The sequence below is a fragment of the Methylobacterium sp. R2-1 genome, from assembly GCF_014191355.1.
Taxonomy (GTDB): domain Bacteria; phylum Pseudomonadota; class Alphaproteobacteria; order Rhizobiales; family Beijerinckiaceae; genus Methylobacterium.
In genome coordinates this window covers 1-19,519 of record NZ_JACHWM010000011.1, presented here as the reverse complement: position 1 = coordinate 19,519, position 19,519 = coordinate 1, and the positions used below count along the sequence as shown (strand labels likewise).

Sequence of the window (19,519 nt, the reverse complement as noted above, 5' to 3'; positions counted from 1 at the left end):
GCGGCCCTCCCCATCCGGGCGTCTAGCGCCTCCAGCCGACGGGTCTCGTCGAGCAGGCGTCGACACTGGCGCTCGCCCTCGACGAGACCGAAGTCCCGCACGAGGTCGCGATAGTCATCGGCCAGCCCGGCGGCCCGGTACTCGTCCGGCACCCGCACGAAGGGCGGCATCTTCCACGTCGTCCGGGGCTTAGGCAGCACGGCCGGATGCTTGTTGCGGTAGCATTTCGAGATCCATTCGACGGTGGATCGGCGGCATCCGAGGGCGCGTGAGGCCGAGAGGCAGGTGTGTCCCTCGAGAAGGAGAGCGATGGCGGCGGCGTGATCGACGGTGCGGGAACGCGGCATCTCAGACGCTCGCCCCGCGCGGCGAGTTCGTCGTCGGCCGGGAATCGGTCGACGTCCGGCGTCGGGCTATCGTCGGTCTCGTTCGCCCGCTCGGCGGTCCGCTCCAGATCGGCGAGGATCGGGTCGAGCGCCCGGTCCTGCTGATCGGTCAGGGAAGCGCGGAAGTCAGAGAGCGCCGCAGTGCCCTTACCAGCGGCCTCGCGCGCAGCGGCGTAGAGACGGTCGCGGCCGGTCTGCGGCTTCGATCCATCGGGCTGAGAATCGCCCTTGTCCGAGCCCCTCCCCTGCTCGGGCGGCAGCGGCCTCACCGTGAACGGCTTGCGGTTCGCGCGCGTCACCGTCAGCGCCATCGTCACGGCGGCCGAGATGTTCGACATGTGGCTGATGCGGATGCCGCCGACGGCCACGCCGCCGAACTGCACGGTGTCGTCGCGGTAGAGCGTCATCCGGCGGCCGACGTAGGTCGTCCCGTCGTTGCCCCAGACCCGCACGAGCACGCGGCGCATGGACTTGCCGGGCTTGTAGGGCTTGCCGCCGTCACCCTCGAAGTTGATCGCGATCGGCTGGTCGGGCTCGCGCATCGGCGAGACGCGCGTGACCTTGATGGTGAGCGGGCCGGCGATCAGGTCGTCGGCGTTCAGTTGGTCGCTCTTGGGGGCGATGGTCTGCGACAGGTCGGTCACGCGAGGATCTCCCCCTCGACGCGGCGCACGGTCGGGATGTTGCCCGCCTTCTCGATGGCTTCGAGGTACTTGGCGCGGGCCTCCTCCAGGCGGGTCTCGAACCCCTCGGCAGCCTCGACGATCGCGGATTGGATCTTCGGGTCGGGGTACGCGCGGATGCGGGCCAGCGGCAGGCCGCCAGAGTACGAGATCAGGTCGCACCACGACCGCTCGCTGACCAAGAGCCCGGTCTGAACCTGGATCAGGAAGTCGCTCGGGATGGTCTCTTCGAGGACGTGAACGACGAAGGTCTCGACCTGATACTTCTGCCGGCGGGACTTGGTCTCGACCAAGCCGTCGGCGCCGACGAGGGCGTCGGGCGAGTAGCCCAGCGTGAAGCCCCACTTGTCGTTGGTGATGAAGCCGACGGCCTCGGTCGGGGCGAAGTGCCGGGCGTAGAGGGTGAGGGCCTCGATCTCGTCCTCTTGCCCGCGCAGCATGTCGTTGCTGACGAAGTGCGGCTCGACGTAGCCGCTGATGCGCTGGGCGAGCAGTTCGTAGAGGTGCGCCTTCTCCTTCTCGTTCTTGGCGACCTTGAACGTGGGGGTGATGATGAGCCCCATTTCGCTCGCGGTGAGCATACCGCAGCGGGCCGCGAGCCACTCCTCGGTGCCTTGGTACAGGTCGCGGTGGATGCGCACCGTGGGGCGCGTGCCGCCTTTCTCGATCATCTCCATGGGGGTCACTCCGCAGCGTCGGCGCGAGGGGTCATCCGGGCAGCCTGCGTGACAGCGATCAGGTGCTCGGGGTCGAAGGGGTCGGACGCCGCTCGGATCACGTCGGCCGTGAGAGGGCGCAGGACCGGGAGTGGTGCAGCCTCGTGGTCGGGCGTGCCGGTGGCCTTGTTGATCGCAGCGGCGGAGGCGAGCGCGCGAGCCCGGTCGGTGGACAGGCTGCCGGTCGGCGCTCCCATGAAGAGGGGCGTTCCGTCGGCCTCTGAGAGGCCGCGACCGTGCATCCCGCCCGCGCGGACGGGGAGCCGGATGCCGAGGGACAGGAACAGGTCGGCGAGCGCCTGCTGCTCGGGGGTGCGATCAGCCACGGTCGCGGCCCTCCCCGTCGTCGGCCGCCTGCTGGCGGTTGCCGTCGTAGATGCCAGAGACAGCCGGCCACGCGATCAGGGCGACAGCGGCGCCGACGACGATGGTCCGGTCATCGCGCTCCGGCGATGATAGCGGTGGCTCGGCACTCCCTCGCCTGCGGCGGCCAAGCTCTTGTGGCCATTGCCCTGCGCATTCGGGGTAGGTCGTTCGTCGTGGAGCGCGCCTGAGATGGCCGCGCTCGCTCCCGTCGCCGCTGCTGCAGCCGTCCTCTTCGGCCTGACGGCGTTGGTCGGTTTCGCCCGCGCTGCGGCCGTCGGTTGCCAGTTCTCACTCGCCGTCGGCGTGGTCGACGGTGCGGCCGCCGCGCTGTGCTGGCTCCCATCGAGGCTGCTCGCATGAGCCGCCCCCTCCCCCTTTTCCCATCGCGCGGAATGAACCGCGTGATCGCCCGGCCGACCTTTTCCCCCAAGATCACTGTTTTGGACGACAGCGCCGGGCGTCCCCATTCGCGCCGTTCCCGCGGCGCGCTCGTGGTCCGTCGCCCCGCGACTGACACGCCCCTCGTGGGCGTTCCTCCCAAGGACTTGGCCGCTCCCGTTCCCGCGGGGGCGGCCCTTTTCTCGGGCCGTTCCTACTCGCGCGTCTGCCTGCGCCTGCAAGCTCTCGGCCGTCGCGCTCCTGTGCCTCGTGCGTTCCGCTCCCTCCCTCATCTGCACGTCCTCTCTCAGTGGTCCGAAGAAACCACAGAGGGATTTGAGGGTGTGCAAAAAGCTTTTGCGGGTGGCGCAAATGTCTAGCGCTGACGTTTCACGGGCCCAGACTTGGGCCGACGACTTGATCCGCTGGGAAGCGACAGGTTGGGGCGATGCCGGCAACGCAATGCGCCGGGTCGCTACTCGGGCACGTGTCCCGTTCTCCAAGCTTTGGGCGCTGAAATACCGGCCGCCCAAGGAAATCGCCTCGCACGTCCTGTCCCGGCTCGAAGCCGTCCACGCCGCCGAACGCGAGCGGCAACTCAGGAAGCTCGCCGATGAAGCCTCGCTCACCGCCACTGTCGCCGGGCCTGATCACGCTGCTGTTCGCGCGGCTGAGGCTCTTCTTCGCGCGGCTGACAGCGCCGCTGTGGAGCCGGGTGCGGACGTGGCGTCGGCGGCTGTGGGACCGGCTGCTCGCCGACCGCGGCGGCCGGCTGCCTCCGAACTGACCGAGCTGCCCCTGTTCGGGGCGATGGAGCCGCGGCCGTAGCCGCTGAGCGAGAGGAGAGGACTGTGGGTCAGTTCACGAAGAAGCCCGTCACTGTCGAGGCGGTGCAGTTCAACAAGGCGGGCGACCATCCGGCGGTCGAGATTGGCGTCGGCGGCGGCTACGTAATCGAAGGCCGCCAGGGCTTCGTCGGCGTCAATCCGGGCGACTGGATCATCGCCGAGGCGAACGGCGTCGGCTTCTACCCGTGCGCTCCCGACGTGTTCGCAGCGACCTATGCGCCGGCCTCCATCCAGGCTGACAGCAAGGGAGAGCCTGCACTGAGCCTCGCCGAGACGCAGGCGGTGGTCGAGACGAAGACCGCTCCGCGCGTCACGGAAGCGTCGATCAAGGCGAAGATCGCGGACGTCGAGTATTTCCGCATTCGGCACCTGACGATCTGCCTCATCACCCTGCGCAACGGGTTCTTCGTCACGGGAGAGAGCGCGCCGGCCGCGCCGGAGAACTACGATCAGGCAGTCGGCGAGCGGTACGCCTACGAGAACGCCTTCCGGAAGATCTGGCCCTTCGAGGGCTACCTGCTGCGCGAGCAACTCGCCGCCCAGGAAACGCCTGACCGCGCCCACGACGATCTCGGCCGGGTCGCCTGACGATGAGCGCCCTCGCCGACCTGACCGATGCCGGCCTCGCCGACCTGATCGATACCGTGCGCACCGAGATCGTGCGCCGGAACGACCTGCTGCGGGATGCGGCTTCGGCGTCGGCGAGAAGCCTCGTCCAGGGCCGCCGCTACGCACTGGTCGCCCTCGCCCAGGCTGAGGAGCGGTTGCGGGCCGGTCCCTCGACGCCGCTGCCGGCGGCCGACCTGCCCGCGATCGACGAGCCCCGCGTGCCGCGCCGTCCGCCCATCGGCGGCGATCCCATGCGCCCGGTCAACGGCGAGCGCCTGCCACCAGGTCGCTACCACCCCTGAAACGCGAACCGCCCGGCCTGCTGGGGAGCGGGCGCCGGGCGGTTGCAATGTCCGAGATCAAGGTGAGACAGATGAGTGCCAGAAATGCGCCCGCGCCGCAAGTCGATCCGTCCTCGGTCGCGGCCGATCAACTGAAAACCATCATCGAGCGTATTGAACGGCTCGAAGAAGAGAAGGCCGGCATAGCGGGCGACGTGAAGGACGTCTACGCGGAAGCCAAGGCGAACGGCTTCGACACGAAGGTCATTCGCAAGATCATCGCCATGCGCAAGCGCGATTACGACGAGCGCATGGAAGAGGAGGCGGTCCTCGAGCTCTACTTGCAGGCGCTCGGCATGCTGGCGGACACGCCGCTCGGCCGTGCCGCTGTCGAGCGCGAGACGGCTCGCACCCGCGGCGGCAGCGAGCGCAGCATGCGCCAGCAGGTCGGGGACAAGGTGACCCGCGCGTTCGCTGGCATGGAGGGCGTCACCGTCACCGTCGGCGCCAGCGCCAGAACTGTCATCCGCGAGGCCGCGAAGCAGATGCGCGCGGATGGGGCGCAGGTCGACATCGAAGATGCCATTGCGGCGCGGGGCTGAGCCATGGCCCGCCGCTCCGTCCTGCGCGAATCCGCGATCCAAGCCGCCGTCGTCCAGCATTGGGAGACGCTCGGCCTGCCGGACACCCTCGTCGCCGCGATCCCGAACGCGGGGGCCCTCGGGCAAGCCGGACTGACTGCTGGTCTGTCCGACCTCCTGGTGCTGGGCGGACTCGTCCGGGTCGGCTTCCTCGAACTGAAGACCGCGCGCGGTGTCGAGAGCGAGGCGCAGGTCACCTTCCGGGAGCGCTGCGAGCGCCTCGGCGTCCCGTGCGTGCTGACGCGCGGCCGGGATGAGCCGATCGCGGTGCTTGAGCGCTGGGGCATCGTGCGTCGGCGGGTTGGGAGGCTCGCGGCATGAACGCGCTTCTCGACCTCGACGAGTTGATCGTCGCCAAGATCGCGGGCGTTTCCGAGCACCCAGCCGGGCTAGAGGATCTCCTCGGCTGTCTCGTCGCCGGTGCTGGCCTCGTGATCGCGATGGCTGCCGACGGCGATACCCTCACCGCGAACGACCTGTGCGAGCGGGTCAGCATCAACATCTTCGAGGCTGCGGCGTCGCAGGCGCGCCTCGTCGACATGGCGCGGGGGCGGGCATGACGGTCCGCATCCTCGTCGGCGACGTGCGCGAGCAGCTGCGCGCCCTGCCCGATGCCTTCTTCGACTGCGTGGTGACGAGCCCGCCCTATTGGGGCCTCCGCGATTACGGCGTCGCCGGCCAGATCGGTCTCGAGCGGACGCTGGGCGAGCACCTAGCCGTGATGGTGGAGGTGTTCCGCGAGGTTCGGCGCGTGCTGAAGCCTCAAGGCACGCTCTGGCTGAACTACGGCGATTGCTATGCGGCCTCGCCGAACGGGCGCGCCGCTGCCGACGTGGTGGGCGACGACCGGACGTTTCGGGACAAGCCGTTCTCGACGGTCGGGCCGGTCTACGATCCGACCTATGCAACGGCTCGAGGCGCCTTCACTGGCACCCAAGCCAACGCGGCCGGTGTCGGTCCGCGGCGCATCGATCACGGCGGGCGAGTGGTGGCCGGAGGCTTCTTGAAGCCGAAGGACCTCTGCATGATCCCGAACCGGCTCGCGATCGCCCTCCAGGATGACGGGTGGTGGGTCCGCTCGGAGATCATCTGGCACAAGCCGAATCCCATGCCCGAGTCGGTCTATGACCGGCCCACGTCGGCGCACGAGAAGGTTTGGCTCCTCACCAAGAGCGAGGACTACTTCTACAATCACGAGGCCATCCGCGAGCCGGTGACCGGCGGCGCCCATGTGCGCGCGGCGGCCCGCGGTACCGACACGGGCGTCGGCTGGGGCCGCCTCGACAAGCTCGACCCGGACCAGCCCGACCGCGGGCGCAACCGGGTCAAACGACCTGGCCCGAACTCGCGCCAGAACGTCGACCGGGTACCGCAGTCGCGGAAAGTGAAGGTGCCGGGCGGGTGGGCCGTTGGTCCTGGGACGCACGGCACCATCCATCCGGGTGGCAGGACCTCCGCGACCTATGTCGAAGAGCCTGCCGTCGCGCACTCCGGCGACAAAGCACGGAAGCTCGCCCGGCCGGGCAGCGGCACGAAGAACAACGCGAGCATGGATGCGGCGCTCGCCGAGCTGAGCCTCAACCCGCTTGAGACCCGCAACGCTCGGAACGTCTGGAGCATCGCGCCTCGCGCCTATCGCGAGGCTCACTTCGCCACGTTCCCGCCGGCCCTGGCCGAGCGGTGCATCAAGGCGGGTGTCCCGGCGCAGGCCTGCGGGCTCTGCGGCCACGCGCTCCCGCAGCCGAAGTGCGAGGGCCTGTGCCGCTTTACCCCGCCGGTCGCCGGCAGGGTGCTCGACCCCTTCGGCGGCGCCGGAACGGTCGGACTCGTCGCTGACGGGCTCGGCCTCGACGCCACGCTGATCGAACTGAACCCCGAATATGCGGCGATGTCCGCGCGTCGGATCGGCCTTGCGGCCGAGATCGTCGGCGCGCCCGCTCCGCTCGCCGTAGCTGCGGAGTAGCCGCCATGGCCTCAGAACGCCTTCCCTGGTTCCGCTGCGGCCCGAGCGCCCTGCTCGGCGCCCTGTCCGGCCTCCAGCCCGACGAGGGACTGATCTACGTGACGGTGCTGCTCCGGATCTATGAGACCGGCGGCCCGATCACGGACACCGCCCGTACCCTCGCCCGCCGCACCGGCCTAACGGAGCGGCGAGCCGGCGCCGCGATCGAGAGCCTCGCCGAGGCCGGTAAGATCACCCTCACGGGCGACAGCCGGATCGACAGCACCTCGACGCACGAGGAGTTGGAATTCCAGCGTGCTCGGAGCCACGACAGCGGAGCGTCGCGCGCTCTCCGCCGTCGCCGAGCGGGTGAAGGCTGAACTTCAGCCTTGCCGGGATCGGCGCTCGGTCGACGCGCTCGTGACGCGGATCCTGATCGGATTCGAGCAGGGCCGAGGGCGCGGTGATGACGAGAACGAAGTCCTGATCGCCGAGTACATCGAGGCGTTGAAGGATCTCCCGCTCGCCGGCATCCACGCGGCAGCCGGGCGGTTCCGCGACGGGACCCCGCTGCTGCCGTGGGTGCGCCGCTGGCGGCCGTCGCCGGCCGAGTTTGCGGCGGAGGTCCGGGAGGGGCTGATCCCGAAGCGGGCGCTCCTCGTCCAGATCCGCCGCATCATCGAGGCGGAGGTCTATGACCCGCCGTCGGACGAGGACCGGGCAAAGGTCGCCGAGATCGCGGCCTCCTGGCTGAATCGGGAAGGCGAGACGGAGCTTGGACGCCCTCGCCCGTCGCCTGAGGCGGTCGCCGCCGCTCGTGAGGACGTGCTGCACGAGGCCGGCGCCAAGTTCCGCGAGGTCGCTGCCGGCGGCTCGCTCGCGCAGCTCGCCGCGCGGCTCGATGCCAAGGCGTCGGCGCAGAAGGAGCGGGTTGCATGAGCGCCGCCCTCGCCTCACCGATTCCGCCCGCCTCGTCGCCTCATGGCGGGCCGGCGTGCTGAGCCTGCCGGAGCACCAGGTCCCCTGCCCCGGCATGATCTGGGTCGAGCCGGGCCCGAGAGGCAGGCCCGGCGTGTGGCGCTCGGTGCGCCGGGCGATGCTCGCCTTCCTCGACGATTGGGGCGAGGCCGCTGCCGACTTCGGGTGGAGCACGGAAGCGCTGTTCGGTGTCCACCGGACCGCCGGCGCCTCTCGCGCGGACTGCACGGGCACGATGGTCACCGTCTACCCGCGCCGCTGCGTCGCCCTGTGCGAGCGCGAGATCCACCTCGACCGCATCGGCGGCTCGGTCGTCGTTGATCGCCGGCCTGCAGTCATCCCGCCGGATTGCGTGCCGATCTGGGTGTTCCAGAAATTGCAAAATCAGATTGTGCGCAATGACGCAGGACATTTTTAAGTTGACGTGATAATAATGATTTTCGGATCAGCAAATCAGGAAATGAGGCTCATCAGATGACAAGCAATGCACCCGGCGCCCCACTTCGCGACGACCGGCTGGAACACGCTGCGGATATTGTCGTCGCCTACGTCGGCAAAAATGTTCTGCCACCAAGGGAACTCCCCAATCTTATCATCAGTGTTCATGCTGCGCTTGCGGGTCTTGGGAGTGCGCTGGCTGCTCCGGCAGGCGAGGACGTCGATGTCGAGAAGCCGACACCCGCTCAGATCCGCAAATCGATCACGCCCGATGCGCTGATCTCCTTTGTCGACGGGAAGCCATACAAGATGCTGAAGCGGCATCTCAGAACACACGGCTTGACCCCTTACTCGTATCGTGAACGCTTCGGCCTGCCCTCCGACTATCCCATGACTGCGCCGAGCTACTCGGAATTGCGGTCAGGCGTTGCCAAGGGCAACGGTCTTGGCCGACCTGGCGGGCGTTCAACTGCGCTGGCTGCGGAGTAAGCGCTCCCACCGGACCCAGATGCTTGCCTGCCCAGAACGACCACCCCCACCCCTGCGCTCTGCCGACCCGTGGAGCCGCCGCGGCAGGGTCGCGCTGTGGGCGTGCGCGACGCGGGCGCCCCGTTCATCCTGACGAAAATTTGATCCATCCCCCGTTTGCGGGATCGAAATTAGTGCAAAACGATTTTTGAAATTTAGCTTCGACTTTTTAGACTTAGGGGGGAGCAAAACGTGTCATATGAAAGTATTTCTCCGTCCTCGGGCGGCGGACTTGTCGATCTCACAGCCATGATTGTGATGGCTTATGTACGAAACCATACATTACCGGCAGAGGATCTGCCTGGGCTGATCGCCGACGTGCAGACTGCTTTGACGAGTCTGGCGGCACCGGCTGCGATCGCAATCGAAGTTGAAAAGCCGACGCCTGCACAGATCAAAAAATCAATTTCGCCCGCGGCGCTGATCTCTTTCGTTGACGGCAAGCCGTACAAGACGCTGAGACGGCACCTCAGCCACCACGGGCTTGACCCACACAGCTATCGGGTCCGCTACGGACTGCCCGCCGACTATCCGATGACATCTCCGGAGTACTCGGAACAGCGGGCGGCGATCGCGCGGGCGACCAGTCTGGGTCGGCAGCGCCGGACGTGGCCTGCCAAGGCTGCGGAGTGAGGGGCCTGCCCGGAGCGTATGGCGTTGCGTATCGAAGGGTGTAGCCCGCCCCCGCGCTCCAATGAACCGTGGACCCGTGCGGACGTCGAGCTCTGGCTGAAGGCTGCCTTCCGCGCGTTGCCCTACACGCCGATTTACGCACCGCGCGGCAACACGCTCCACGCGGTGCAAGCTGAGGTGCCGGACGCCACCTTCGATATGCTCGCCTTCTCCGGCACCGTGCTCGGCGACAAGAGCGAGGATCGGCAGGCGGTGCTCGTCTGGGCTCGAGCGATGGCCACGCACGGCGAGGTCGGTGGATCGATCGCCGAGTTCTGCCGCCTCACCAAGTGGTCGCGCGCAACCTTCGACCGGCGGCGCATCAAGGCCTGCGAGCGCATCGCGGCGGCGAAGAACACAGATGATCGCAGACCATAACCCTGAGATAAGATTGCAGGTGTAGCAATTTGGGTGTGCCGGCCGCAACTATCGAACCTTCTCGGGCCTCCAGGAGGTCTGCTTACCGCTGGTTTGCTTAGCCCAGAACAACCGAGGTTGGACGAATGCAAGCTGTTCACCTTTTAGTAGGTAAAGTAATAAATTGGATATGGCGAAATAATGCGTTCATTCCAGCATTCGGTAAATATATAGGCTGCTATCTAGATAAGTAATAACTTGTATTTACCTCAATGTTCACCGGTTTATCTGCGCATTATACGTGGATTATTTTGTGAATTTCCTGTATCGACTTTATGACGGCGCCAATGGCCCCGAATATCAGAGTAAAGACCGGCTTCTCACTTTCAACTAGTCGCGCCCATATCGTGAAGATAAATTTCTGCGCAGGCTGTAACAGATATGATAATAGAAATATAGCCAAAATCAACAGTCGAAATATATTGGTTAGCGCTGATAAATCGCCCGCACATATATTGACTAAAGTAAATCCATCATACCTAAAATCGAAAAATAACTCAAGATCATAATAGGGCCACCAAGACCAATTTTTAAACAGTATGGAAAATTCTCTGGATATTGAATGAAATGTTTCTTTCAATGGGTCGAATGGGATCTCAGAAATTCGCCATGTCGAAAGAACAGATATGATGGACAAAGATGCTCTAGCAAGCGCATAGCCTCCGAGTGCAATCACATACTGTATCAAAAATAGAATTGATGTATAAGCGAAACTCGCCGTCTTGCTCTCCGGAAGACGACGTTCCGCTAAGCGGCAGAACAAAATTGTTAGCGATATGCTGATGTTTAAGCTGGCAGTCGCCATTAAGATTGATCCAAGAGTGAGAAGAATGTCGAAAAAGTCATAATGCGCAAATCCGAATGTTAATCCGGGCCCAATTATGCTCAGAAAGAGGCCTGCACCCATGGCCGCAAAGCTAATGAGGAGCCGTCTTCGTGACAGGAATATGCCGAATGTAGCTATGAGCACACGGCCAGCGAACCCTGCTTCGTTTCGCCCGAAGTTCTCTAGCCTAAGATCGCTGAGACGTAACCACTGGTCTTCGAGCCAATCTCTGGCCCGTTTTTGTCCGCTCTTGCCGATGAAGAAATCGATAAAGGCGCCAATGGACGCGAAAGCTCCGATTACCGAGATGGCTTCTATCCACATTGCCGGTCGCCCTAGTTCGCTCGGTTCTGTGTTCTAGATATATTCGTCGGCCAATATAGCTTGAAAGATCAAGTCCGAAGTGTCGGAATTCGGCATTCCCAAGCCGCCTAGATCAAGTGGGGGCATATGGGTGGGGCTAATCGTGAGATCGCAAGGGCAACGATTGCTGCCGCTTGCTTCGTGTCCACCTACGACATTTCCTCTGCGGCTCGAAGTATCCGCTTCGGAACAGCAGGTTAGGATCGTTATATGACCGAAATGGCAGGAAGTGGAATGCCTGTTTTTGGACGGCCCTGCAAACGCTGCTCACCGCCGAGTCTGTGTGAAAACGCAGGAGCGTTGCGAAATTGTAGAACAATCATCTGCGTGGCAGGCATCCGGCATTCGGGGTGATGGTCCGGATGCCTCCAACACGCCTATCCCGGTGCCGCCCGCGGTTTTTTGAGGAGAAATCCATCTACCACTCATGCGTTTTCACACAGCCTCCACCCGCAGCGGACATGCCACTGATACGTGTCAGTTTCGATCACGAGGCTTCACGGGCGAAGCGCTGCGCTGCAATTATTCCTCTTGACTGTGAGGAAACGGACAATCGACCCATGATCTTACCGAGCGCCCAGACCGGTCGCGCTCCTTCCGAGGTCTGGCTCGTGTCCGTCGCCGCTTCGTCTATCTCGATCTCCGCCAGCAAGAAGAGCCGCCGCGCGGCCTCCTCGCGTCGTCCGCTCCCGCGCCTCGCCAGCGACCGCGAAATCGTCGTCGGCCGCGCCAACGTGCCCGATCCATTCGAGCCGGGCGCCTATCGCGAAGTCGCGATCAACCGCCGCGTCGACGTGCTCGCGCAAGAGCTTGCCTCGAAGCGCATCGAGCGCGCCGAGTTCGAGGTCGGCCGCATGATCCAGGCGGTTTTCGAGCGCGGCTCGGGCGCCCGTCTCGGCTCCGGTGGCTGGAATGCCGGCGGCTCCCGTGATCAGACCATCGCGCACGAGTTGGCGATCATCTACGCGATCGACGACGCCGAACGGGTCCGCAAGTTCACGGCACTGCTTGAGAAGGCGATCGGCGGCGTCGGCGTCCACTTCCTCCGCGCCATCCTCGCCGAGGGCCAGACCTTCGCCGCCTACGCCGCACGCACTGGCAAGGGATCGGGCGAGCGGGCCGCGACGGACGTGGCGAAGCGCTTCCGCTGGCTGCTGGAGTCCCTGACGGAGCAACAGCACACCGCGACCGGGGCGGAAGGGCAGCACATCCGGGGGACGCGAGAGCAATCATAGCCGTCACCAAAATAACCCCTATCTTAAGATCTTGCGCAAGAACGGGGGTTGCGATGGATCAAAGTGCTTGGCTCGGGTCTCAGGTTTGGTATTTTCACTTCGTAACTCAGAGCTTTAGCAGATGCATGATTAGGGCCGAAGAGGTCTATGGCCGGCGAGACACGAATTGGTCATTCGCCGGCTTCACCTTCGATGAGGACGGTCCACAGACGAGATATCCGATTGGCAAGGACAAACGCTTTATTGGAATTGAATTGAACACAAACGCGATAGGAGATCAGATGAGATCAACCTATCAGATTGCCCACGAAGTTGTGCATTGCTTAAGCCCGGACTTGGATGGTGCCAGAATGATCGAGGAGGGGGCGGCGGTTGCGCTATCGTTGGATCCCTATTTTGTCAGCTCCGGGGACTATCTACAACGATGTGAGGCGGGGCTTTCGGATAAATATCGGGAGGCTCTAGACTTATATAGACAGATTTCAGCGATCCATCCGGACGCGATCCGCCGCCTACGCCGAAAGTCAATTTCGTTCAACGGCATGACGCCAGCTTTTATTCAAAGGTGGTGTCCTGGGGTTTCGTCAAGGTTGGCCGAAGCACTGTCTGAGCGCGTTCAGATGCGCGACGCTGCGATAGCGGCCCCCGCTTGACCCGTCGGGCAAAACCCTGCATCTGATCAGTGTCGCGAGACGCGCGCCCGGGGCCTCACCGCCGCCGGGCGTTGTCGTTTCATCAACCTTTCTCCTGCTATAGATCCGGGGCGGAAGGACGTGGATGGCCTCGCAAGCCGTCTCTTCATCGAGCAGCTTCTGTCTCGTTGATGTGCCAGCCTCTGTGCCGTCCTTCCGCCGACAGCCTTGAGGCTCAGCCTCGGCGCCCTTCCGGCCCTCGAACCGACCCACAGCCACAGCCACGGCGTTGCCTGTGCGGGACGAACGAGAGCTTCTCTGCGATGATCGGCCCACGATGACGGACCGCGAGACAGCAGAGCGGGTCCACGACCTCGCTTGCATGGCCGATCGTCTCCGCGTGCCGGGGCATCGGCACACCGTCGAGACGTTCCTCGGCGAGATCGGCGAGCTTCGCATCGGTCTGCGCCGTCTCTACCGCGACCTGACCGGAGCCGAGCCGCCGCGCGATCTGGCGCGGAAGCCCTGCGCGACGGTGTTCCCGGCCGGTTCGATCGCTGGCACGCGGGCGGTTGTCCAGCATCGCAATCGTGCTCGCCGGGCAGTCGCAGGACGGTGATTTCCAAGTTCTCCTGAGATCTTGGAAATGAGCCTGTCTTCTGGTCGAATTAGGCCGAAAAGCGCAGCAAAATCATAGGCTTGCAAGTGGTCACCGGCTCAAAGCGCTTGGGCCGCCTGCGAGCCCGGACGAAAGTCCTACAGGAGGCCAAGGCGGCACGGGCGCCGCGGGCTGTCGGATACCTCCGGGTCTCGACGGAAGAGCAGGCCGCCACCGGCCACGGGCTCGACACGCAGGAAAAGGCGGTTCGCGCCTTCGCCGAGAGCCAGGGTTACGAGCTCGTCGAGGTCCTGACCGACGCCGGCGTCTCCGGCGCGACGAAACCGGCTGAACGCCCCGCGTTCGGCCGGGTGGTCGCCCTCGCGGAGGCCGGCGCGCTCGACGTGCTCCTCGTCGCCAAGATCGACAGGTTGTCCCGAGACATCCGCCACGCGATGACGACGGTCTCGGATCTGGCCGAGCAACACGAGGTCGCCTTCCGGTCGGTCACGGAATCGGTGATCGACACGTCCAACCCGATGGGCCGGACCTTCTTCGCGATCTTCGCCGGCATGGCGGAGAACGAGCGGTTCGTGATCCGGGACCGGACGGCCGGCGGCCGGGTGGTCAAGGCTGGCAAGGGCGGGTTCGCCGGGGGCAAGGCGCCCTACGGCTACGAGAAGGACCTGCAGGGCGGGCTCCGCGTGGTCGAGGATGCAAACAATAAGGTTCGCCCGTCGAAGCTCGACATTGGATCCATGGCCGCGAACCTCTGCCCCAACGGGGACATGGAGGAAGTCGCGGGCGGCGTACCGGCCGGCTGGACGCTGCTGAATGCGGTTGGTGCCGGCAGCGGGGTCTCGGCCTACATGGCCGCCGCGTATGCCGGAAAGACGTCGCTCCTGCTCAGCAAGGCGACGGCAACCACAAGCAGCGCGGTCGCGGCTCTGGGGCCGCGCATGGATGTCACTCCGGCGATCGCGCACGGGCTCACGTTCTTCGTGGCGCCGATGGCTGGCACGACCACGTCCGGCTTCAGTGTTCAGGCTCGCTACTACGACAAGACGGACGCGCTGCTCTCCGTCGATACTCGGTTGAACAACGGTCCCGTCAGCGCAGGGTGGACCGAGGTCGGCCTGCCGGTCACTCCTCCGACAACGTGCGCCTATGTTCGATTAGGGTTCGTCCTGTCCGAAGCATCGACGGCTCAGTACGTCGCCATTGATGCTGTCGTGTTCCAGCCTGCCTTTGGGTCCGTTGCGCTCCGGGATGCGGCGATCACGGCCGCGAAGTTCTACGCTCCGACCCGCGGGCAGTTCTTCCGCGCGCTGGAGAACTCCGGCGCGGGCCGTGTCGCGACGGTCGCTGGTCGTCTCCAATCCCGGCCTGGTCGAGGCTGTCTTTCCGGTCGGCTCGCTGCTCGACGTCCCGCCCGGCCTCTACGACGTGCGGGTCTTCGTCACCATCGGCCCGGAGACGGAGCAGGTTTTCTCCGAGCCGGTCGAATTCGCCTGAGGAGACCCCGCCATGCCGAGCTATCCGATCCGCCCGACATTCCCGATCGATGTGCGGTCGCCCTCTGCGACGGTGCGGGTCGGACGGCAAGGCACAGCAGTGACCCTTGATGTGGTCGGGAACGGCTCCGGCGACGGACAGGTCACGGCAAACCAATTCTTCGCGGCCCTCGAGGCGATACGCCCAGGCGCGACCGCGACCCTCCAGGATGCAGTGCCCTCCGATCCGGGCAACGCTGTCAACCGGGCGTATCGCACGACCGCGTTCGTCACCCCGGATTGCGCGCTCCTCACCTTCGTGAAGGAGACGCTGAACTTGAGCCTCGTGCAGGTGTCCGACCTGCTCCTCTCTGCCGCACTCCAGCCGAAGTGAAGGCTTTTCACATGATCAGCTCCATGCGACTCGCCTTGGCGGCGCTGGCAATCGCCGTCCTCGGTCCGTACGTCCCGCCTGCGTCGGCCCAGACCTTCACGCTGCCCGAACTCGGCCTCCAGAACAGCGGCGCGTGCCCGGACCTCGCGGTGCGGGAGCGGACCGGCAAGACGATGGTCTCGGTCGGCTGCGTTGACGGCACCGCCAAAACGATCCGCTGGAAGGGCGAGGGCTCCGGCATCAACGTCACGCCGACCACGTCGGCCGCCTCGGGTACGCTATCGCGACTTCTGGCGGACCGCGCCATGCGGGACAACCCGATCTTCACCGGACTGTCGAGACAGACGGACCCCGTTGCCTGCTTGTCGACGAGTGGAAGCTGGACAGGAGACGGGACCGCGACGTGGGTTCCAAGCTGCCTTGGCGTCTTCGCCGCCACCGCATCCTCTGCGATCCCCGTCCATGCTACCCGCGGAACCACGTCCTCGAACGGCAGATACCCGCCTGACCCTGAAGCAGGGACTCCGTTCATCCGCGGTGGCACGTATCATCTGATCAATGCAAAGGCGGACGGGGCCAGCCCCGGTCAGGTCAGCGGCTCATTCATCAACGTAGATGTGGTGGGTGGCGCCTATTCTGCGGCGCATCCGTCCGACGAGTTCAGCCCGAACACGACGGGACAGTTGATGTCCATGCACCAGCGTCCGGGCCCGAACGGCGAACAGCCTGCGACGATGTGGGGCCTAAATATCGACACCGTTATCGGTCCTGGGAGCAAGGGGGTTCAGACCTACGGCATCGAGTTGGATCATAGCAATTTCAACGGCGAATGCGTCGTTGGCCCAACCGGTCCGCCCGGGCAAAACTTCAACTGTATCTCGGCCTGGGTGTTTTACGGCGGGATCAACCCATATCCCAACCTAGCTGTGCACTACTTCGGCAACCCCGAGACCTATCATTATGATGGGACGCTTACGACATCGGGATCAACGTTCACGTATGTTTCCGACAATCAAGGGAAGGGCCGTTTCGACCACAAGATTGCTTTCATCGACTATGCAGGCCAGCGCTACAGGGTGACGTGCACGGATGGTCCCACCTGCCAAGCGGATCGTGCGATCGGCACGAACGCGACTCCCGGTGCATGGAGCGGACGCGGGGCCATGGCGCACTATGGCCTGTTCTTTCAGGACGGTCCGGGCGGGACTTACAACCAAGATGTCGATTTCTTTATGAACAATTCCGCCCACACCTTGATCAAGGCCACAGGCAATCACCGTGTCGGACTAGACTTCTCGCAAGACGCAATGCCCTACGCAGCATTCTTCAAGCCGGGTCAGCAGGTCTGCTATAACGGCGCGCTGATGTGCATGAGTTACAGTGGCGGGCTGAACGCTTGGATGCTTCATCCCGGAAATGATCAGAGTGCCTCCGTCGCCCGCATTGATGGCTCGGGGAACATGCGCCTTAACGGCTCGCTTGAAGCACTCGGCACCATCGCGACGGGAAGCTATGCTGCGAGCGGTGTTGCCGGTGTGTCGTGCAACGGCCCGCCCACGCAGCAGTTTCAGGTCGTTGGCGGGATCGTCACGCGATGCTGACAGGCTCGCACCAAAGTCTCGCCGGCTCCCACTCGCACTGCTCGCTCAAGGACCCGGAGAACACGGCGTCGAGCCGCGCCCGCTCGGCCTCGACGAGCGGGCCGTCCACGGCGACTGGCCGGCAGCGGCCGTTCCAGCCCGCGGGCACGAAGTCCGGGTTGTGCAGGGCATGGTCGGAGCCTTCGACAAAGAAGGCACGGTCGCCGCCGTCGATGTAGCTCTCGGCCGGCAGACCTTCGGCCAGCAGGATGTCGTGGGCATCGAGTTCGACGTGCCAGTAGGTGACGGTCTCGACCGGCATCCGGGCGATCGTGGTGCCGTTGATCAGGCACATCACGGGTACGAGCATGCCGCCCTCGCCGTCGGCCTCCGCGCCGATCAGCACCGGGTGGCCGGGCGAGAGGCTGAGGTCGCGAGCCGGCACACCCTGGCGGAAGGCACCGGCGCGGACACGCACCGGCTGCTGGTGGAAGGGGAGAGCCGCACCGGCGGCGGTCATCTCGCGGTGGCCGATCCAGGTGATGGGACGCAAGGTGCCGGAGGCGGTCACCGCGACGTCGCCGACCTGGAGATCCTCGACGGCAACCTCGCCACGAGATGTCCGAATGCGTGCTCCCGTAACGAAGCAGATGGGTTGAAATTGCGACTCAGTGCTGGCGTTCACCGCCACGTCGGTGCCATCGCTTGTCACGAGACGGGAGGGGCCAGTTGGCGGGAGGGGGAAAGTTGGGGTCGGGCCTTGCACATAGTAGCTGGTGCCGCCAGCCTCGAAGCCAATGCTGACGACTTCATACCGATAGACGACCCCACCTAATTGAGTGGTAATATTCTGGCGGTATACCGTATTCGTTGCGCCGTTGAAGGTGGATAGCCCGGAAATGGTTTGGGATCCTACGGTGCCGGTGATACCCAAAACCTGATTGGTGCTTGGATCTATCGACAGCGTACCTTGCGCAATAGGTGCCTGTGTTACGCGGTCTGAAATCGAAAAATCGACTTCCTGCGTCGCCATCGTCGCCCTCGCCCCACCATTCGGCTCTCAATCCAAAGAGGGCACGCTGAGGTTGCTGGAGTCGATGCCCGAAAAGCCACACTCACCTATCTTGGGTTGGTTGGGAGAGCGTCGGGCGAATAGCTGAACGCCGCAGCCCGCGGCGGTCGACCATCGAACAATCGGACCCACCATGCTCCTGCAACGCCTCGCGGTGCGGGCCGCTCTCGCTTGCCTCGTGCTCGGCGTGACGCCCGCCCGCGCCAACTGGACCGGCACCGCGTCCTTCTACGGACACGAGTCCGGCTCCCGGCGCGCGGACGGCAAGCCGTTCGTTCCGGAGGCGCTCGGCGCCGCGCACTGGACCCTGCCCCTCGGCACTCCGGTGCGTGTCACCGATCTCGCCACCGGCCGCCACGTCGATGTGCGGGTCAACGATCGCGGCCCGCACCCGCGTCTGGGCCGGCTGATCGATCTCTCGTTCGGGGCGGCCCGCGCCCTCGGCATCACGCATCGCGGGCTCGCCCGGGTGCGCGTCTCCCGCCTCTGATCCTCGCCGGCCTAATCGGTCAAAACCGGGTCAAATCTAGTCCACCCGCTAAGCCTCTGGTCCGGCGAGCTTTCGGCCCTTTTCAGGGGCGTCGGATCAAAGCCCGGTCAAGAACTCGTCCACCCCACAACCCGGAGCCGACTATGACCTCGTCCCCCGACGCGGGCGCGTTCGCGCGCCTGCGCGCTGCCGGCTTCGTCTGTGCCGCCGCTCGGCTGACCGATTACGACCTCCCCCGCGTCGGCCACACCATCGGCGTCGGTGAGGACGAGATCCACACCGTGATGGAGGTGGAGGCCTCGGGCGGCGGCTTCGACCGGCTCAAGCGGCCGAAGATGCTGTTCGAGCCGCACGTCTTCTGGCGCAACCTCTCGGGCGCTGCCCGCTCCCGCGCTGCCTCGCTCGGCCTCGCCTATGCCGCGTGGAAGCCCGGCGCCTATCCGAGCGACAGCTATCCGCGCCTCGCGCAGGCTCTGGCCATCGACGAGACCGCAGCCCTGAAGGCCTGCTCCTGGGGCCTCGGTCAGATCCTGGGCGAGAACTTCAAGGCGGCCGGCTACGCGACCCCGCAGGCGATGGTGCTGGCCTTCTGCAATGGCGGCGAGGCCGAGCACCTGGCGGCCATGGTCCGCTTCATCGTCACCAACGGCCTCGACGACGAGCTGCGCCGGCACGATTGGGGCGGCTTCGCAAAGGGCTACAATGGCGCGCAAAACGCGAAGCACGGGTACGACAAGAAGCTCGCGGCGGCCTTCGCCAAGTGGTCGAAGATCAAGGACACGCCGTGGTCGCCCGGCATGGGCGAGCCGGCGCCGGACCCGCTGGCGCCGATGACCGCCGCGCCCTCGCCTGCCCCGCAGCCCGCCCCCACCGGCGGGCTTCTTCGTTCCGGAGTCCAGGCGACAGGCGGCGCGGTCCGCTCCGGCCTCGCCGGTCTCTACGACCTGATCCAC

Annotated in this window: 25 protein-coding genes and 1 pseudogene; 21 read left to right on the top strand and 5 right to left on the bottom strand. The window is 65.1% G+C overall.

Features of this window, described 5'->3' with window-relative positions; genetic code table 11:
• Positions 1–22 precede the first annotated feature (22 nt).
• From FHU13_RS15930 to FHU13_RS15920, 3 genes are read right to left on the bottom strand one after another with little or no spacing between them, the layout of a single operon-like run.
• Complete coding sequence (locus tag FHU13_RS15930) at positions 23–1,030, bottom strand: hypothetical protein (protein ID WP_246714696.1); 1,008 nt, start codon at positions 1,028–1,030, stop codon at positions 23–25.
• Positions 1,027–1,746: a YqaJ viral recombinase family protein gene (locus tag FHU13_RS15925; protein WP_183436840.1), complete on the bottom strand. Its 720-nt coding sequence runs from the start codon at positions 1,744–1,746 to the stop codon at positions 1,027–1,029. The genes FHU13_RS15930 and FHU13_RS15925 overlap by 4 nt, the downstream gene beginning before the upstream one ends.
• 5 nt (positions 1,747–1,751) lie before the next feature.
• A complete protein-coding gene (locus FHU13_RS15920; RefSeq protein ID WP_183436839.1) occupies positions 1,752–2,111 on the bottom strand; it encodes a hypothetical protein in 360 nt (119 codons plus the stop codon).
• 229 nt (positions 2,112–2,340) lie between these two features.
• Between FHU13_RS15920 and FHU13_RS15915 the strand changes: the two genes are divergently transcribed.
• From FHU13_RS15915 to FHU13_RS15850, 14 genes and pseudogenes are all read left to right on the top strand, one after another.
• The gene (locus FHU13_RS15915) at positions 2,341–2,511 is read left to right on the top strand and encodes a hypothetical protein (RefSeq protein WP_183436838.1); all 171 of its coding nucleotides are present in this window, start codon (positions 2,341–2,343) and stop codon (positions 2,509–2,511) included.
• 631 nt (positions 2,512–3,142) lie between these two features.
• Entirely contained in the window at positions 3,143–3,316 is a 174-nt protein-coding gene (locus FHU13_RS15910) for a hypothetical protein (RefSeq protein WP_183436837.1), read from the top strand.
• Positions 3,317–3,380: 64 nt separating this feature from the next.
• The gene (locus FHU13_RS28405) at positions 3,381–3,965 is read left to right on the top strand and encodes a Gp49 family protein (RefSeq protein ID WP_312889597.1); all 585 of its coding nucleotides are present in this window, start codon (positions 3,381–3,383) and stop codon (positions 3,963–3,965) included.
• Positions 3,966–3,967: 2 nt separating this feature from the next.
• The gene (locus FHU13_RS15900; RefSeq protein ID WP_183436836.1) at positions 3,968–4,288 is read left to right on the top strand and encodes a hypothetical protein; all 321 of its coding nucleotides are present in this window, start codon (positions 3,968–3,970) and stop codon (positions 4,286–4,288) included.
• A gap of 71 nt (positions 4,289–4,359) precedes the next feature.
• Positions 4,360–4,626: pseudogene (locus tag FHU13_RS15895) on the top strand (DUF2312 domain-containing protein); the annotation flags it as partial.
• Positions 4,627–4,872: 246 nt separating this feature from the next.
• Positions 4,873–5,229 carry a hypothetical protein gene (locus FHU13_RS15890; protein WP_183436835.1) on the top strand — a complete coding sequence of 119 codons (357 nt, stop codon included), beginning with the start codon at positions 4,873–4,875 and terminating at the stop codon, positions 5,227–5,229.
• Positions 5,226–5,468 (top strand): hypothetical protein, encoded by a 243-nt coding sequence (locus tag FHU13_RS15885; protein ID WP_183436834.1) that lies wholly within the window; start codon positions 5,226–5,228, stop codon positions 5,466–5,468. Before FHU13_RS15890 ends, FHU13_RS15885 begins: the two co-directional genes overlap by 4 nt.
• Positions 5,465–6,871 carry a DNA-methyltransferase gene (locus tag FHU13_RS15880; protein ID WP_183436833.1) on the top strand — a complete coding sequence of 469 codons (1,407 nt, stop codon included), beginning with the start codon at positions 5,465–5,467 and terminating at the stop codon, positions 6,869–6,871. Before FHU13_RS15885 ends, FHU13_RS15880 begins: the two co-directional genes overlap by 4 nt.
• A gap of 5 nt (positions 6,872–6,876) precedes the next feature.
• On the top strand, positions 6,877–7,230 hold the full coding sequence (locus FHU13_RS15875; RefSeq protein WP_183436832.1) for a DUF1376 domain-containing protein: 354 nt from the start codon (positions 6,877–6,879) through the stop codon (positions 7,228–7,230).
• Positions 7,166–7,789: a hypothetical protein gene (locus FHU13_RS15870; RefSeq protein WP_312889596.1), complete on the top strand. Its 624-nt coding sequence runs from the start codon at positions 7,166–7,168 to the stop codon at positions 7,787–7,789. The genes FHU13_RS15875 and FHU13_RS15870 overlap by 65 nt, the downstream gene beginning before the upstream one ends.
• Positions 7,782–8,246 carry a hypothetical protein gene (locus FHU13_RS15865; protein WP_183436831.1) on the top strand — a complete coding sequence of 155 codons (465 nt, stop codon included), beginning with the start codon at positions 7,782–7,784 and terminating at the stop codon, positions 8,244–8,246. Before FHU13_RS15870 ends, FHU13_RS15865 begins: the two co-directional genes overlap by 8 nt.
• Before the next feature lie 56 nt (positions 8,247–8,302).
• A complete protein-coding gene (locus FHU13_RS15860) occupies positions 8,303–8,755 on the top strand; it encodes a MucR family transcriptional regulator (protein WP_183436830.1) in 453 nt (150 codons plus the stop codon).
• 231 nt (positions 8,756–8,986) lie between these two features.
• Complete coding sequence (locus FHU13_RS15855; RefSeq protein ID WP_183436829.1) at positions 8,987–9,427, top strand: MucR family transcriptional regulator; 441 nt, start codon at positions 8,987–8,989, stop codon at positions 9,425–9,427.
• An 18-nt stretch (positions 9,428–9,445) separates the two neighbouring features.
• On the top strand, positions 9,446–9,844 hold the full coding sequence (locus tag FHU13_RS15850) for a hypothetical protein (protein WP_183436828.1): 399 nt from the start codon (positions 9,446–9,448) through the stop codon (positions 9,842–9,844).
• Positions 9,845–10,118: 274 nt separating this feature from the next.
• Here the strand turns inward: FHU13_RS15850 and FHU13_RS15845 are convergent, their stop codons facing one another.
• Entirely contained in the window at positions 10,119–11,033 is a 915-nt protein-coding gene (locus tag FHU13_RS15845; RefSeq protein WP_183436827.1) for a hypothetical protein, read from the bottom strand.
• Between the two features lie 599 nt (positions 11,034–11,632).
• Here FHU13_RS15845 and FHU13_RS15840 point away from each other — a divergent pair.
• The 5 genes from FHU13_RS15840 (at position 11,633) to FHU13_RS15820 (ending at position 17,025) form a co-directional block, all read left to right on the top strand.
• The gene (locus FHU13_RS15840; RefSeq protein ID WP_183436826.1) at positions 11,633–12,307 is read left to right on the top strand and encodes a hypothetical protein; all 675 of its coding nucleotides are present in this window, start codon (positions 11,633–11,635) and stop codon (positions 12,305–12,307) included.
• A gap of 1,014 nt (positions 12,308–13,321) precedes the next feature.
• Positions 13,322–13,558, top strand: coding sequence for a hypothetical protein (locus FHU13_RS15835; protein WP_183436825.1), 237 nt, complete (start codon positions 13,322–13,324; stop codon positions 13,556–13,558).
• 86 nt (positions 13,559–13,644) lie between these two features.
• The gene (locus tag FHU13_RS27840) at positions 13,645–15,162 is read left to right on the top strand and encodes a recombinase family protein (protein ID WP_312889601.1); all 1,518 of its coding nucleotides are present in this window, start codon (positions 13,645–13,647) and stop codon (positions 15,160–15,162) included.
• Positions 15,152–15,424 carry a hypothetical protein gene (locus FHU13_RS15825; protein WP_183436824.1) on the top strand — a complete coding sequence of 91 codons (273 nt, stop codon included), beginning with the start codon at positions 15,152–15,154 and terminating at the stop codon, positions 15,422–15,424. Before FHU13_RS27840 ends, FHU13_RS15825 begins: the two co-directional genes overlap by 11 nt.
• Positions 15,425–15,435: 11 nt before the next feature.
• Positions 15,436–17,025: a hypothetical protein gene (locus tag FHU13_RS15820; protein WP_183436823.1), complete on the top strand. Its 1,590-nt coding sequence runs from the start codon at positions 15,436–15,438 to the stop codon at positions 17,023–17,025.
• Here FHU13_RS15820 and FHU13_RS15815 read toward each other — a convergent pair.
• Positions 17,012–18,037, bottom strand: a complete 1,026-nt coding sequence (locus tag FHU13_RS15815) for a Hint domain-containing protein (RefSeq protein WP_183436822.1) — start codon at positions 18,035–18,037, stop codon at positions 17,012–17,014. The genes FHU13_RS15820 and FHU13_RS15815 overlap by 14 nt on opposite strands.
• 172 nt (positions 18,038–18,209) lie before the next feature.
• Here FHU13_RS15815 and FHU13_RS15810 point away from each other — a divergent pair, with 172 nt between their 5' ends.
• Both FHU13_RS15810 and FHU13_RS15805 read left to right on the top strand, forming a co-directional pair.
• Entirely contained in the window at positions 18,210–18,566 is a 357-nt protein-coding gene (locus FHU13_RS15810; protein ID WP_183436821.1) for a septal ring lytic transglycosylase RlpA family protein, read from the top strand.
• Positions 18,567–18,709: 143 nt separating this feature from the next.
• The coding region (locus tag FHU13_RS15805; RefSeq protein WP_183436820.1) for an N-acetylmuramidase family protein at positions 18,710–19,519 on the top strand (810 nt) is incomplete at its 3' end.